This window comes from Dyadobacter frigoris, assembly GCF_005280585.1.
Lineage (GTDB): Bacteria > Bacteroidota > Bacteroidia > Cytophagales > Spirosomataceae > Dyadobacter > Dyadobacter frigoris.
This window is the reverse complement of the sequence record NZ_SZVO01000019.1, coordinates 76,199-91,233: the sequence shown is the minus strand read 5'-3', so window position 1 is coordinate 91,233 and position 15,035 is coordinate 76,199. Positions and strand designations below refer to the sequence as shown.

Sequence of the window (15,035 nt, the reverse complement as noted above, 5' to 3'; positions counted from 1 at the left end):
CCTGACAATAATTCCTAATGCTAAAATTTTATGATCAATTATCGTAATTATTCTGTTGAAGAATTCGCTACCGATGAAAAATTTCGGCAATGGATTCTTGATCCCTCCGGCGAGATAATCCTTTTCTGGGAAAACTGGCTGATACAAAACCCGGATCGTCATAATGCGGTTAACCAGGCAACAGAATTGCTTCTGAGTGTTCATGAAAGATACAAAGACGATTTAAGTGAGGAAAGTATTCAGGCCGAAATCAACGCAATGGTTGAAATAGCAGAATTCAGCAAAAACAAAAACCGACTTTCCTTTTTAAATAATCCTTTCTGGCGGATCGCTGCAATAATTACATTGATTTCAGGACTTGGATATTTTTATAACCGGAATCATTTAGCCGAAAAAACAGAAGTGGCTTCTTACGCTTCGATGCTTGTTAAAAGAAATATTACTGATAAGGAAATGACTGTCCTGCTCAGTGACGGAAGTGTGGCTACTTTGAAAAAAGGCAGCACTTTGAGATTTCCTAATAAATTTTCAGGCGACACACGGAAAGTGTTTCTGACAGGAGAAGCCTTTTTTGACGTCACAAAAAATCCTACAAAACCTTTTCTGGTTTTTGCCAACGAGACAGTTACCAAAGTTTTAGGAACAAGTTTTCGTATAAAAGCACCTGAGGGAGCAAACACAGTAATGGTTTTTGTAAAGACCGGGAAGGTGTCTGTTTATCCAAAAAAAGAGTATGAAACCTTAGCCGATGAAGATGACCATGAAGTTTCCGGCGTGATTCTTCATCCCAATCAGCAGGTTGTTTTTAATAAAAAAGAAAACCGGCTGGAAAAAGGTATAGTAGAAAACCCAGATTTGCTTTCGGAATCTGCACAAAGCCAGGAATTAATTTTCGATGATCAGCCGGTAGCAGAGGTATTGCGGACATTGGAAAAAATGTACGGCATTGCTATTTTATTTGACGAGGAAAGTCTTTCAAAATGCCCTATCAGTACCATTTTCAAAGAAGAAAATCTTAAACAAAGGATGAATGCTATTTGTCAGGCAATCGGAGCGACTTATGAAGTTGTTGATGGTCAAATCATATTAAACAGCAAAGGTTGCAGCCACTAAACGAAATTAATAAATCACAATAACCTGGTACCAGTAACTAATCCAAACAATTGAGAGTGCCTATGAAATAAATGAACCTCCAATATATTTAAAGAGCCAGCGATGATTGCGCCATCACTGACTCTACGCGTCCCCACGCTTGCAGGCATCATCCGATAAAAGATGTGAGGGGAACTTTTTGTCCAAATTTTTCACGAATCCAGAACAAAACAATCAAAACTATGAAAAAAAACCGACAATCGATTCGGCTAATATGTAGTGTTATGAAAATATCATTTTACCAATTAATGTTGGCCTATATCTTCTCTAGTATCGCCTCCGCTACGGTGGTTGACGCTCAGGAAATACTCAATCAGAAAGTAACCATTGAAGTAAATAACCAGGATATGAAAAGTGTCCTGAACAAACTTAATAAATTAACGCAAATACGTTTTACTTACAGTTCCGCAGTAATAAATACGCAAAAAAAAGTGACTCTGAAAGCGGTTGAAAAACCTCTATCTGATGTTCTGGACGAGCTTTTACGCCCGATGAACCTTGGATATAAGCTGGATGGAAAACAGGTAATTCTGGTTAAAGGCGCGAACCCACCCAGCAGTTTCAATAATGAAGCGTCTTCGACAACTCCTTCGTCGATTGACAGAAACATTAGCGGAAAAGTAATTGACGAAAAAGGAGAACCTCTGCCGGGTGTAAGTGTGGTCGTGAAATCGTCCAAAAACGGTACGGCAACAAACACAGAAGGAACGTATCAGCTAAGCATACCGGATGATAATGCGGTTTTGATTTTTTCCTATGTTGGATATACGCCGCAGGAAGTTACCGTGGGCAACCGCTCAAATGTGGACGTTTCTATGGTACCGGATGTTAGAAATCTGGAAATGGTTGTGGTAACGGCTTTGGGTATCAAACGTGATGCAAAAAAACTGGGTTACTCCACAGCCACTGTAAATACAGAAGAATTGCAAACAAACCGCACGACCAACCTGGGTAACAGTTTGCAGGGAAAAGTTGCCGGTTTGAACGTTTCACCGCCAGCGAGTGGACCCGGTGGATCTACCAAAATCCGTATTCGCGGCCAGTCTTCTTTTGGTGGAAACAACTCACCTTTGATTATTGTTAACGGTGTACCGATTAACAACACAAGTGTATCCGCGGGTGGATCAGCCGGAAATGGTACGGGTAACCCAACAGGTGGGTCTTCGGATGCAGGTGATGGTTTGCAAAGTATCAATCAGGATGATATTGAATCGATGACTGTATTGAAAGGTGCAGCGGCCGCTGCGCTTTATGGATTTCGTGCGAAGGATGGTGCGATTATCATAACAACAAAAACAGGTACAAAAAGCACGGGTATCGGTGTAGAAGTCAATTCAAATTTCCAGGCACAGGAGGCTTTGGATTACACAAATTTTCAATATGACTACGGTCAGGGAGAATTTGGAAAAAGACCAACCACTACTGCTGAAGCACAAAGCTCAGGCGTATTTTCTTTTGGAGAAAAAATGGATGGCAAAGCGACGCCTCAATTTGACGGTTCCATGCAGCCTTATGTAGCAAACAAAAACCGCATCAAGGATTTTTACCGTACCGGAACAAGTTTTACCAATTCTGTGGCACTTTCAGGAGGCAATGAAAAGGGAAATTTCCGTTTATCTTTCGCCAATACGGACGCTAACGCAATTGTCCCAAATTCTGACTACCATAAAAAAATATTTAACCTGGGTTTGAATTATAAATTCACGCCAAAACTTTCAGTTCAATTAAACGCCAATTATTCAAACGAATACAATCATAATCCTCCGCAAATCGGGCTTCAGGATATGAATGCCAACACTACTATTTACACCTTGGCAACCAGTATTGCGGTTCCATGGCTTAAACAACGGAAAGATGCCAATGGCAATGAAGCACCACTTTCCCGTTTCACCAATAGAAATAATCCATACTGGGTTGCCTATGATCGCTTCGAAAATGTAAGACGCGACCGGATTTTTGGAAATACTTCCGTGCGCTATGAGTTCACAAAGTGGTTATATGCCCAGGCCCGTATCGGACAAGATTATTACACAAGACCATACAATTATGACCGACCAACAGGAACGCGTTCTATTGGTGCTGTAACAACAGGATTTAACGGATACTACTATCAGGATGTTTCTACTTTCCGGGAAAGAAATATGGACTTTTTGATTGGTGGAAATCATACTTTCGGTGATTTCGGAATTGATGTAACATTAGGTGGAAACCAGCTTCTTCAGGTGAGCGACAATATTTCAACAGCAGTTACCAACTTTTATATCCGTGATTTGTACACAATTGGAAACGGACAAATCAAAAGTCCAAACTACAATTACAGCAAGAAGAAAGTTAACTCACTTTATGGAGCGGCGGAATTCTCGTTCAAAAACTTTCTTTATGTTAACGTAACAGGAAGAAATGACTGGTTCTCAACATTGAATCCTCAATCTAACAGTTATTTATACCCTTCGGTTAGTGCGAGTTTTGTTTTCAGCCAGGCATTTAATCAGCTTCCTTCGTGGTTGAATTATGGTAAACTTCGTGCGGCTTATGCGGAAGTGGGCGGTGATACAGATCCTTATTCGAACAACTTATACTATGCCTTGAATGCGAACTCGTTCAACGGCGTGGCTTTGGGAAGTATTTCCAGCAACGTGAGCCCGAATGCAAATCTTCGTCCGCTGAAAGTAAAAGAATTCGAAATGGGTCTTGAATTCAAAACTTTTGACAGCAGATTAAATCTTGACATGTCGGTATACCGTAAAAACACTGTGGATGAAATCCTGAATGTTGACGTTTCAAATGCTTCCGGATTCTCAGGTACCAAAGTAAATATTGGTAAACTTCAAAATAAAGGGATTGAGTTTTTGCTGACCATCGTGCCGGTTAAAACAGAAAATCTGATCTGGGAAACCAGTTTTAACGCAAGTTATAACATCAGTAAGGTAATCGAATTGGCACAAGGCCAGCCACGTTTTGACGTTGGGACGGGTGAATTTTTTGGAATTGTTTCTCACGAAGTTGGGAAACCGCTGGCATCTCTAAGAGGATTTGACTACAAACGTGATGCACAGGGACGAATTCTGACCGCTGGTGGTTTGCCTCAGCAAGGTAACCTGACAACCTTTGGAAGTGCTATTCCAAAATGGGTTGGCGCATGGCTTAACACATTCAATGTGAAAGGCTTCCGTATTACAACACAGGTTGATTTCAAGGCTGGATACAAAATCATGTCGAACTCCAACCTTAACTTTTTACGTGAAGGATTGTCAAAACCTTCCCTGGTTGGTCGTGATGGCGGTGTTTTATTTGATGGTGTAAATGCTGATGGCTCGCCTAATACGACGAAAGTTGAAGCGGAACAATTCTACACCGCTTACCGCAGTACAAACATTGCAACGCCTTTTATGTACAATGGAAGCTTTGTGAGATGGAGAACACTTTCTGTCGGATATGATCTTTCCCGTTATGTTAAGAAATCGTTTATCAAAGGATTGACAATTTCGGCAATGGTAAACAACGTCTGGCTGATCAAGAAATATATTGATAACCTTGATCCTGAGGCGCAAGTTTCTTCATCTGATAATCTTCAGGGAATTGAAACCCACACGCTTCCTACAACAAGAAGCTACGGATTAAACCTGAACATCAAGCTATAACTTTTTTAAAAGACCGACATGAAAAAAATACAAATATACCTTACAGTGGTGGGCTTGTTGTTTGGCGCAAGTTCGTGCGACAGCGGTTTTGAAGATGTAAATAAAAACCCGGTACTGGCAACGACGACCGATCCGGCCTATCTTTTTTCCAATGCACAATTCAGCGCTGCGGTTCCTACTTTTTACTATCAGAGTGAAATTGTTCAGCAAATCAATACGCCATATACAGGCGTTCTGGAAGGTGGAAATCATAATATCGTTTATGATCCAAACACCAATGCTTTGTTCAATTCGATGTATATCGGAACAAACACAGGAAGCGGACCAGTGAATTTGCTTAAAACGATTATGACGTTAACAAAAGATAATCCTCTTCGGGCCAACATTTATCAAATGGCAAGAATCTGGAAAGCTTATGTGTTTATGGTTTTGGTTGATACTTATGGTGACGTTCCTTATTTTGACTCTGCAAAAGGTTATTCTGATGGAATAAATCTTCCGAAATATGACGATCAAAAATTGATCTACGATGATATTTTGAAAGAATTGGATGAAGCAACAAAAGCTTTGGACGCTACAAAAAGTATTGAAACCGGCGATTTGTTTTACAAAGGAAACATAGCCCAGTGGAAAAAACTTGGGAACTCGCTTTTACTCCGTGCCGCGATGCGCCTGATAAAAGTGGATGAAACAAAAGCAAAATCTTATATCACAAGAGCTGTTGATCCCGCAAACGGCGGCGTAATGACTGCTAACACAGATAACGCTTACATTGCTTTCAACACTACTTTCAACAATCCGAATGCAAACTTTTTCCAGGGAACTGAAAGAGCAAACGTTTATCTTGGAAAACCATTTATCGATTATTTAAAAACAACTTCTGATCCCCGGATAAGAGTTCTTTCGGTAAAATATGCAATTCCTGCCAATCCATTGGCAACTGCCGGAGCTGAAAATACCGAGCCAGCCGATCAGTTGGGCATGCCATACGGCTATAACGAATCAACGATCGCGACTGCACCCGGATTTCCGGGGAAAACAGGTTCTGCTTTCAATTACTCACAAATAAACCGTCGGACACTAGGTAAAATTGATGCTCCTGAATTCTTAATTACATATTCTCAAACACAGCTGCTGTTAGCTGAGGCTGCGACAAGAGGATATATTTCGGGTGATGCAAAAACGTATTACGAGGCAGGTGTAAGAGCTCACATGAATCAAATGGCGCAGTTTGATGTTTCCGCCGTCATTCCAACGACCAGCCAGGATGCTTATCTGGTCTCCAATCCATTTAATGCGGCTAATGCATTAAGCCTGATTAACACACAATACTGGGTTTCTTCATTCCTGAATGGTGCGGAAGCCTGGGCAAATTTCCGCAGAAGTGGATTCCCGGCACTTACTAAAAATCCATATCCGGGAGCAGATCCTTCGGTGAAAGATTTTATTCGCAGACTGGTTTATCCGGTTCGTGAAAAATCTGTGAATACGGTAAATTATAATGAAGCAATTGCTCGTCAGGGTGCTGATGAATTGGGCACTCATATTTTTTGGGATAAATAATCTTGCAATAATTAACACAGGCGGTGTCCAAAACCGCCTGTGTTCCTGATCAGTTAATTTTTACTTAAACCTACCTTACCTATGTTAAAAAAAACAATGCTGTTGCCGGCACTTTTATTTGCTTCCTTTTTAAGTCATGCACAACCCATTTCTCCAACCGCTGACCAGATTAAAGCTTTAACTGCAAATTGGAAAGGTGAACGGTCCGCAGATGGCCGTCCAAAAGTTTCTGATGCAATCTTGGCCCGTTTGAAAAACATCTCCATTGAAGAAGCCTGGGGCGTTTTACGGAATAAAGGTTATCAAAATCAATACGAAGGTGACTGGCAATTAATTCATCCTGACAGCTCCATGACTGGTCGTGTTGTGACTGCACAATATGTACCGCTTCGTCCTGATTTGCAGGATTACATCAAGGAAACCGGTAAAAAGGAAGGCCGCAATCCTGCGGGCGGAACAAACTCCTGGCCTATTGATGTGCTTACAAATGGCGACGTATACGTAGCCGACGGCTACGGAAAAATTGCAGACGGAACGCTGATCGGAGATAATCTTGGGAATTCCATTTATGCCAAATCCAAAAGAGGAACCATATTCTACGGTTCGGTTCGTGATGTGGAAGGTCTAAGCGAAATCAAAGGATATAATGCATGGATTAAGGGTTCTGATCCTTCGTATATCCAGCAAATGATGCTTTCGGGGATTAACGTTCCTATCAGAATTGGCCGCGCAATTGTGTTACCAGGCGATGTTGTTCTGGCAAAAAAATATGGTACTATTTTCATCCCCGCGCATTTGGTAGAAGAACTGGTTTTGACTTCCGAAGTAACTGCGCTTCGTGATGAATTTGGTCATCAAAGACTTAGAGAAGGAAAATATACACCGGGTGAAATCGATACCAAATGGACTGACGCTATTTCAAAAGATTTCCTGAAATGGGTTAATTCCTATCCGGGCCGCCTTCCAATGAGCAAAAAAGAACTTGACGATTATCTGAAAGAACGCAATTATTAAAAAAAGCTATCGGCTTTCGGACTTTTAAAATATTAATTTCCTAAATATCTTATATCATGAAGAGTATCTTAAAGCAGATCATTGCATCTAACAAAGAAGTTGAAAAAGCTGAAAAGCTTGCAGTACAAACTGAAATAAGTAATCCGGCAACGAAGGATAGTCGCCGTAACTTTTTGAGAAAATCAGCCGTTGGCGGCATTGCGCTGGGCAGTTTCATGTCAATGTCGATTGAAGATACTGTCGCACAGGCTACTTCAAAAGTAAACCGTGCTTCAAAACCTTCTGAACTAAAAATAACCGATATCCGCTATTGTGTTATTCAAAACGTTGGACGTACCCCTATTATCCGTATTGATACAAATCAGGGAATTTATGGTTTGGGTGAAGTTCGTGATGGTGCGGATGAACGTTATGCGCTGATGCTGAAAAGCAGACTTTTAGGCGAAAATCCATGCAACGTGGAAATGCTATTCAAAACCATCAAACAGTTTGGTATGCACGGTCGCCAGGCTGGCGGTGTTTGCGGTGTAGAAATGGCGCTTTGGGATCTTTGCGGAAAAGCTTATAACGTTCCTTGCTGGCAATTACTTGGCGGTCGGTACCGTGATAAAGTAAGATTATATGCTGATACCCCGGAATTTGAAAGTCTGGACGAATTCAAACAAAAGATAAAATTCCGTACCGAAACACAAGGTTATACCTGGTTGAAAATGGATATTTCAATTGGTATGCTGAAAGGTAAAGAGGGTTCGGTTGTAAATAATAAAGTATGGGGCGGTGGATTTTCACAATGGTCGGGTGACTATAACTCTTATGCTAATACAAAACATCCTTTTACCGCCATTCAAATCACACCAAAAGGTTTGGAAGAAATGGCAAAAGTAGTGGAAGATGTCCGTAGTATTGTTGGTTACGAAATGCCGATTTCATCCGATCATTACGGTCACTTTGACTTAAATAACGCCATTCGTCTAGGAAAAGCTTTGGATAAATACAGATTGGCATGGCTCGAAGATATGGTGCCATGGCAATATACTGATCAGTGGAAACAAATTTCAGAAGCGCTTGATACACCGACACTTACAGGCGAAGATATTTTCCTGAAAGAAGGTTTCCAACCCTTGATTGAAGCACGTGCAGTTGACATCATCCACCCGGATCTTGCCTCATCAGGCGGACTTCTGGAAACAAAAAGAATTGGCGATTATGCTGAGGATCATGGCATTGCGATGGCAATGCACTTTGCAGGCTCTCCTGTCAGTTTTATGGCCAACGTACATTGCGCTGCTGCGACACAGAATTTCCTTGCCCTTGAACATCACTCGGTAGATGTGCCGTGGTGGGAAAGTATTGTTAAAACAACAGACGGTAGAAAACTGATTGAAAAAGGTTATGCCAATGTTCCTTTGGAAGCACCGGGATTAGGCATTGAGCTGGTAGATGAAGAAGTCAAAAAACATCTTACACCAAAAGACAAATCCTACTTCGCCCCTACTGATCAATGGAACGACAAACGTTCTCACGACCGTTTATGGAGTTAATGGTTAATGGTTAATGGTTAATGGTTAATGGTTAATGGTTAAAAATTGAAAAATGCCGGATGAGTTCCCTCATTCGGCATTTTTTGTTAAGAAAAACAAAATTCTTTTATCAAGTTCATTTCTCCGGGCGACATGCTAAACGCTAGTAGCTAACAGCCAACAGTTAGTCCACGTATTGCAGAAATTCGATTCTATTATCAAACGGATCACGGAATGAAAATCTGTTTCTGCCTGGGATTGGTGTTAAATTTTTTACAGCAATACCATGGCTTTCCAATAGCTGACGTGATTCTTCCAGATTATCAATTTCAAAAGCAGGATGACGTTCCGAAGAATTGCTGCCATGATCTGTCATTAAATGCAACTGTATATTTCCCATTTGATACCAAATTGCTCCTCTCAAATGTGGCCGGTCGGGATCAATGATTTCTTCCAGACCTAAAACTTCTTCATAAAATCTTCTCGCTTCTTTTTCCTGCCCTTCCGGAAAACAAAGCATAACGTGATCAATCCGTTTGAAACTAATCTTCATAACTGGGTATATTTTAATTCAATTTTTCATCAGAATCCTGCTAAACAGTTTCTAATTTTTATAGAAGTGAAAATCCGTAATTTCAAATTTCTGCAAAAATCATGACTTCCTGAACAGTTTCTGTTTTTAAAAGGCAGAATAAGTGTTTATTTTACATGAGTGACTAGCTTTTCAACAAATATGATATCAGCCATTACAAAAAGTAGATTTTTTAATACAGTAAACCCACAGACGCTTCTCTTCTTTTTTCATAACTTTTTTATCAATGTCGGAACGACCCTTGTTTACGTTTCGTCCAATATATTATTGCTTGAAAATCATCCTGAATCTTCTTTGCCTCTTGCCTACATTGCAGCCGCTCTTGCGGTGATGGTTGCCGGACAAATTTATGAACATTACGAACATCATCTGGTACTTGAAAAACTAAGTCTGGGTACCATGTTGTCGTCTCTGTTCATGGTTTTGGTCGTAATGATTTTGCTATGGGCGGGACATGGAATGGCAACAGCTATTGCCATTATGGTTGGTTACCGGATTATTTATTTGCTTATCAACCTCGAATTCTGGGGATTATCTGCGATCGTTTTTGATGTTCGGCAGAGTAAAAGGTTGTTTAGTGTAATCGGTTCCGGTGATATGCCTGCGAAAGCGCTTGGGGCGGTTTTGGCTGTAATTATTCATTCGCCATCAGTTTTGATGATCTTGCTTGGCGTTTCGCTGGTGTGTTTTGCCCTTGCATTTTACACCCAAAAACTGACTTTCAAGTATACCGTTATTCCAAATCCGCACCACGCCAGACCAAGACAATCGGGCTTGTCGGATTCAAAATTTGTTCAGAAATATTTTAGCGGGAATCGTCTTCTAACCGCTTTATGTCTTGGAACTATTGCTATTGCAGCAGCCGCTACCTGGATCGAATATCACTTTTTTGTCAATGTAAAATATAAATTTCATAGTCAACACGACACGATTATTTTCATCGGTTCGCTTTTAACGGCTACTTATGTTATTTCAACTTTTGTAAAATTATTATTTTCCGGAAAAATAGTTGAGCGTTTTGGTGTAAAACTTACCTTATACCTTTTGCCACTGACAACGGTTTTCACGTCGCTTGGATTAATTATATCATCCTACTTCCGAACTGACGAACCATCGCTACTGGTTTATTATTGTATTGCTTATTTACTATTTGAACTCGTTCGTCGTACACTTTTCGATCCGGTTTTTCTGGTATTCTTCCAGCCACTTTCTACAAAAAACCGTTTAAAAGGACACACGCTTGCCAAAGGCTTTTATGAACCGCTTGGTATGTTAATAGCAGGAATTTTGCTTTGGGTGATTTATACGATGAAGTGGTCAAATATTGGCTTGACATTTGATTTGTCATTATTTTTCTCACTTGCTGCTCTGCTGATTTTCAGAAAGGCTTACGGGGAATATGTGCTGGAATTGAAAAGCGCGATCAGTAAACGATTCCTCAAAAGCGGAGAAATGGCTTCGCCTGGCGAGGCGCTCCCGATTATCAGAGAAAATCTCAAAAGTGAAAAGAAGGAAGAAGTTATTAATGCCATAGCCTGGCTTGTCAAAAATAAACCTTCAACATTTTCAAAAAATACAGACTTTCTTTTAAAAAATCCGTCTGAACTTGTGAGGCTGAAAACTTTGGAAGCGCTTGTACAAACCGGAAAATACCAGCCAACGGAGTCCTTTTACAATTACATTGAAAACGAAACGGATACGCCTTCCCAAACGCTTGCGGTACAAATTGCGGCAGCTTCGGATTCTTTAACAAGTGAAAAATTAGTTCATTACCTCTCTCACTCCGATCTGGATATTGTGAGAGGTGCAGTCATGGGTGCACGCCAATCTGGTAAGTCACCGACACTTTTACGCCAGACCATTAACGATCTTTTTCTTTCACTGAACGAAGATGCTCGTCTAACGGCGTTGGATTGTGTGGAATCAATTGACATTGAACCTTACCGGATTCAAATAAAAAATGCGCTGAAACAGGATAATTTACGCATTCAAAAAAGAGCCATCGAAGTAATAGGAATAAGTGGTGACAAAGCGATGGTACATGATCTGCAACCATTTCTCACAGGTTCTTTGTCCAAAACAACAAGTTTGGCATTGGTGAAATCCGGTGAAACGGGCACCATGATTTTGTTGGAATGGCTAAACCGTACAAGTTCTCAGAAAGATCTGCTTTCATTTTTGAAAGCAGCCGAGAAACAGCCGAATCCTGCAATACTTCCGGTATTATTTAATTTGCTCACCCGTATTTATCAAAGCAAAGAAAACTCAAACGCAGGCTCGCCGCTGACACTTCGGGTTCATACCGCAGCTTTGCGTACGCTGACGCATTATATTTTGAATGACGAATACAAACTTCCTCTTCAGGAATTTATGGAAGTTGAATTAAGTCATGCGTACCAGATTCTTAGCGCGACAGAAAATGAAACAGAAAACCTGATCTGGCAATCATCATTGCAATATGAATTACAACAGACCAATCAGCGTTTGTTCCATCTATTCATGCTTTTGTACGACAAGGATACTGTTCAAAATGCGTGGAAAGGTATAAAACATGCTTCTCAGGAAAAACGAGCCAATTCGCTGGAAATGATTGAAAGTCTTCTTCCCCGCGATTTGTATCCGTCATTAAGGGCACTTTTCGAAGACATTCCGCTAGCGAAAAAACTGGAAGCATTAAGGCAGTATCTGAACATCCAGGACGGTCGTCAATCTTTTATTTCTTATGTTTTAAAACAAAAAGAAAACTATTTCACTTCCTGGACAATCGCCCTTGCCATTGAAAAATGGACGCCGCAAAACGTTGAGATCGCAACACTCGAAACCTTTGCAGGTCATCCTGTACGCCTGCTTCGTGAAGCCGTGCAAAGAGCTTATCTGAAATTCCCGAATTATTCATTCAGTACCACAGCATTAAATACAATGAAACACGCCGAAAATGCCCAGCAAATTTCTGAAATGGAAAGAGTTATTGTATTGAAAAATACAAAACTTTTCTCCCAAACGCCTGAAAATGTACTTAGTTCGATCGCGCCGATTATGAAGGAAGTAATCTATCAGGAAGGCCAGGAAATTTTTGCCAAGGGCGATCCGGGTGATAGTATGTTTATCATTTATTCCGGTGAAATCGGGATTTACGATGGCCCAAAACAACTGGCACTTTTTGATAAAGGTGAAATATTTGGTGAACTGGCGTTGCTTGATACTGAGCCGCGTTCTGCGTCAACCGTTGCAGAATCGGATGTATTATTATTCCGTGTTGATCAGGAAGATTTCTTCGAGCTTATGGAAGAACGTGATGAAATTTTAAGAAACGTTTTACGGATTCTTTGTCAGCGGATACGGGTTCAGAATGAAAAAATGAGGGCTGCGGTTTAGATATGAAATTAATATCATCGGTCATGGCGATGGCATTTTATCAATACGTTTGATAACACAAAACCCCGGGTTTTCAACCCGGGGCTACAATGTCGGTCATGCCCGATGGCATTTTGATTTATATCTTGATTAAGGCCAGTAAGCTATTTAGATGTTCCTGCTTTCTACTTTCTCTTTTTTTTATCGCAGAGTTCGTATGATAATAATGCGCACCTATAAATTTAACCTGAATCTTATTCCAGGTATTCTCATCTGGAATAAGATTTCTAATGAATAATTCCTGAAATAAAGTTCCCGCAATGAGTTCAAAATCATCACGGCCCAAATAATCAAGATCCGCGTCACAAATAATTTTTTCAAGATGTGTTTTTGGACTTTGCGGTATTTTGGTAGCCATGATCATACCACAAATTATTTCAATCTGTTCTTCTGTATATTGAAATAGAGGAAGTGAAGACCGGACAATCCGGCAACCTTCTTCTTCGTGATCTTTATAAGTATTGATAAAACCGCTGTCATGAAAAAAAGCTGCCGTTTTCAGTAACCCAAATGATTCCTCGTGCTCAATTCCTTCTTCTTTCGCCAAAATTAAAGCCGCGTTTGCAACATCCAACGTATGGTGAAGCCCATGATAAAACAGTGTTTCTGATAATTCTTTACCCAGTAAATCTAAAATGTAATTTTCTGACGCGGCACTATCCATATTTTCTTAAATAGCTAATTACTAATAAATTATCAAAATACCTTATTCAATAACTTCATAAATCTGCATTGCGTCACGTTTGTTTTTTAAATGTACTTCACCAATCACTTTACACTGAAATGCTTCCTTAATTTTTTGATAAGCTGACTCCGGCACGATGATTTGCCCTGGTCCGGCCGCATTTTGTAAACGCTGTGCAACATTGACAGCGTCACCGATTACAGTGTAATCCAGTCGCCGTAAAGTAGCAGAACCAATATTTCCACTCACCATTTCTCCCGAATTAATTCCTATTGAAACATTGGGAAAATATTCAGTCTGATTATGAAGTTCTTCCTTAAATCCATTGATCTGGTTTCTTACCGCTAGTGAGGCTTCAATCGCGCGATCCAGATGATATTCGCCTTTGAAAACAGCCATAATGGCGTCGCCCATAAACTTATCAACCAAGCCGCCATGAGCAAGGATTTCTTTCACCATGATATCAAAATACTTATTGATAAGTTTAACAACCTGATCGGCTGGCTCACGCTCAGAAATGGAGGTAAAACCACACATATCCATAAAAACAACCGTCGCTTCAATATTTTCACTGGAAGTAAGTGACGTTTCAAAAGCTTCTTTTGTCATAAATTGCAGTACCGAGGAATCTACATACATTCTCAAAATATCGTTTTCCCTGACTGCTTTCAATGTTTGTTTCAACTGCTCAACGTATTTAAGCGTCTTTTCCATTGTCAATTCCAGATCCTGGAAATTGATTGGTTTGCATACGAAATCAAAAGCGCCGCGGTTCATCGCCATACGGATATTTTCCATATCACCGTAGGCCGAAACAATGACAGATTTTAACAGCGGACTAACTTCGCTAATTTTGATGAGCAGCGTCAAACCATCCATTTCGGGCATGTTGATATCGCTCAACACCATATCAACATCGGGATTTTCTGCAATCATCCGGAGGGCAACTTCACCGTTTTCTGCAAATATAAAGTCGTATTGCTGCTCACGGATCTGTCTGCGGAATTTTTGTTTTATCAGTAACTGCAAATCCGGTTCGTCGTCAACCACAAGGATTTTAGCCTTCATAACGTTCTTGTAATTTTTGTTTCAGTTCTGTGAAATTCACCGGTTTCGTCAAAAAATCATCTGCACCAAATTTCATAGCCTGGCTATAATTGTCAGTATCGCCATAAGCGGTAATCATCATCACAACCGGCGGAGCCAGCGGATGGCCTTTTCTGATTGTTTTCAGCAATTCAATACCACTCATTCCCGGCATGTTAATGTCGGACAGTATCATGACAATTTCTGACGCGTGCCCTTCCAGATAATTCAATGCCTCTTCTCCCGAAAAAGCGAAGGAAAACTGGAATTCTCCGTTGCGTATCTCTCTTCGGAATCTTTGTTCAAAAAGTGCCTGAACATCCGTTTCGTCATCTACGACAAGTATTTTCATATAGGAGCTTCAACTA

The 15,035-nt window shown here is 40.5% G+C and carries 10 protein-coding genes; 6 read left to right on the top strand and 4 right to left on the bottom strand.

Annotated features, from left to right (window positions below; all coding sequences use genetic code 11):
- Positions 1-30 precede the first annotated feature (30 nt).
- The 5 genes from FDK13_RS29675 to FDK13_RS29655 all read left to right on the top strand — a co-directional run bounded on the left by FDK13_RS29675 (position 31) and on the right by FDK13_RS29655 (position 8,911).
- On the top strand, positions 31-1,113 hold the full coding sequence (locus tag FDK13_RS29675) for a FecR family protein (RefSeq protein WP_137343652.1): 1,083 nt from the start codon (positions 31-33) through the stop codon (positions 1,111-1,113).
- 263 nt (positions 1,114-1,376) lie between these two features.
- Positions 1,377-4,793 carry a SusC/RagA family TonB-linked outer membrane protein gene (locus FDK13_RS29670; protein WP_137343651.1) on the top strand — a complete coding sequence of 1,139 codons (3,417 nt, stop codon included), beginning with the start codon at positions 1,377-1,379 and terminating at the stop codon, positions 4,791-4,793.
- Between the two features lie 18 nt (positions 4,794-4,811).
- Positions 4,812-6,356, top strand: coding sequence for a SusD/RagB family nutrient-binding outer membrane lipoprotein (locus FDK13_RS29665; protein ID WP_137343650.1), 1,545 nt, complete (start codon positions 4,812-4,814; stop codon positions 6,354-6,356).
- Positions 6,357-6,437: 81 nt separating this feature from the next.
- A complete protein-coding gene (locus FDK13_RS29660) occupies positions 6,438-7,370 on the top strand; it encodes an RraA family protein (protein ID WP_137343649.1) in 933 nt (310 codons plus the stop codon).
- A gap of 56 nt (positions 7,371-7,426) precedes the next feature.
- Positions 7,427-8,911 carry a mandelate racemase/muconate lactonizing enzyme family protein gene (locus FDK13_RS29655; protein WP_137343648.1) on the top strand — a complete coding sequence of 495 codons (1,485 nt, stop codon included), beginning with the start codon at positions 7,427-7,429 and terminating at the stop codon, positions 8,909-8,911.
- Between the two features lie 163 nt (positions 8,912-9,074).
- Here FDK13_RS29655 and FDK13_RS29650 read toward each other — a convergent pair whose 3' ends face one another.
- Positions 9,075-9,443, bottom strand: coding sequence for a VOC family protein (locus FDK13_RS29650; RefSeq protein WP_137343647.1), 369 nt, complete (start codon positions 9,441-9,443; stop codon positions 9,075-9,077).
- Between the two features lie 180 nt (positions 9,444-9,623).
- Here FDK13_RS29650 and FDK13_RS29645 point away from each other — a divergent pair, with 180 nt between their 5' ends.
- Complete coding sequence (locus tag FDK13_RS29645; RefSeq protein ID WP_137343646.1) at positions 9,624-12,857, top strand: cyclic nucleotide-binding domain-containing protein; 3,234 nt, start codon at positions 9,624-9,626, stop codon at positions 12,855-12,857.
- A gap of 118 nt (positions 12,858-12,975) precedes the next feature.
- On the opposite strand, the gene FDK13_RS29640 is transcribed toward FDK13_RS29645, so the two are convergent.
- Genes FDK13_RS29640 through FDK13_RS29630 form a run of 3 tightly spaced genes read right to left on the bottom strand, consistent with a single transcriptional unit; the run spans position 12,976 to position 15,019 of the window.
- The gene (locus tag FDK13_RS29640) at positions 12,976-13,560 is read right to left on the bottom strand and encodes an HD domain-containing protein (RefSeq protein WP_137343645.1); all 585 of its coding nucleotides are present in this window, start codon (positions 13,558-13,560) and stop codon (positions 12,976-12,978) included.
- A 42-nt stretch (positions 13,561-13,602) separates the two neighbouring features.
- Complete coding sequence (locus FDK13_RS29635) at positions 13,603-14,649, bottom strand: adenylate/guanylate cyclase domain-containing protein (RefSeq protein WP_137343644.1); 1,047 nt, start codon at positions 14,647-14,649, stop codon at positions 13,603-13,605.
- Positions 14,639-15,019, bottom strand: coding sequence for a response regulator (locus tag FDK13_RS29630; RefSeq protein ID WP_137343643.1), 381 nt, complete (start codon positions 15,017-15,019; stop codon positions 14,639-14,641). The genes FDK13_RS29635 and FDK13_RS29630 overlap by 11 nt, the downstream gene beginning before the upstream one ends.
- Positions 15,020-15,035: the final 16 nt, after the last annotated feature.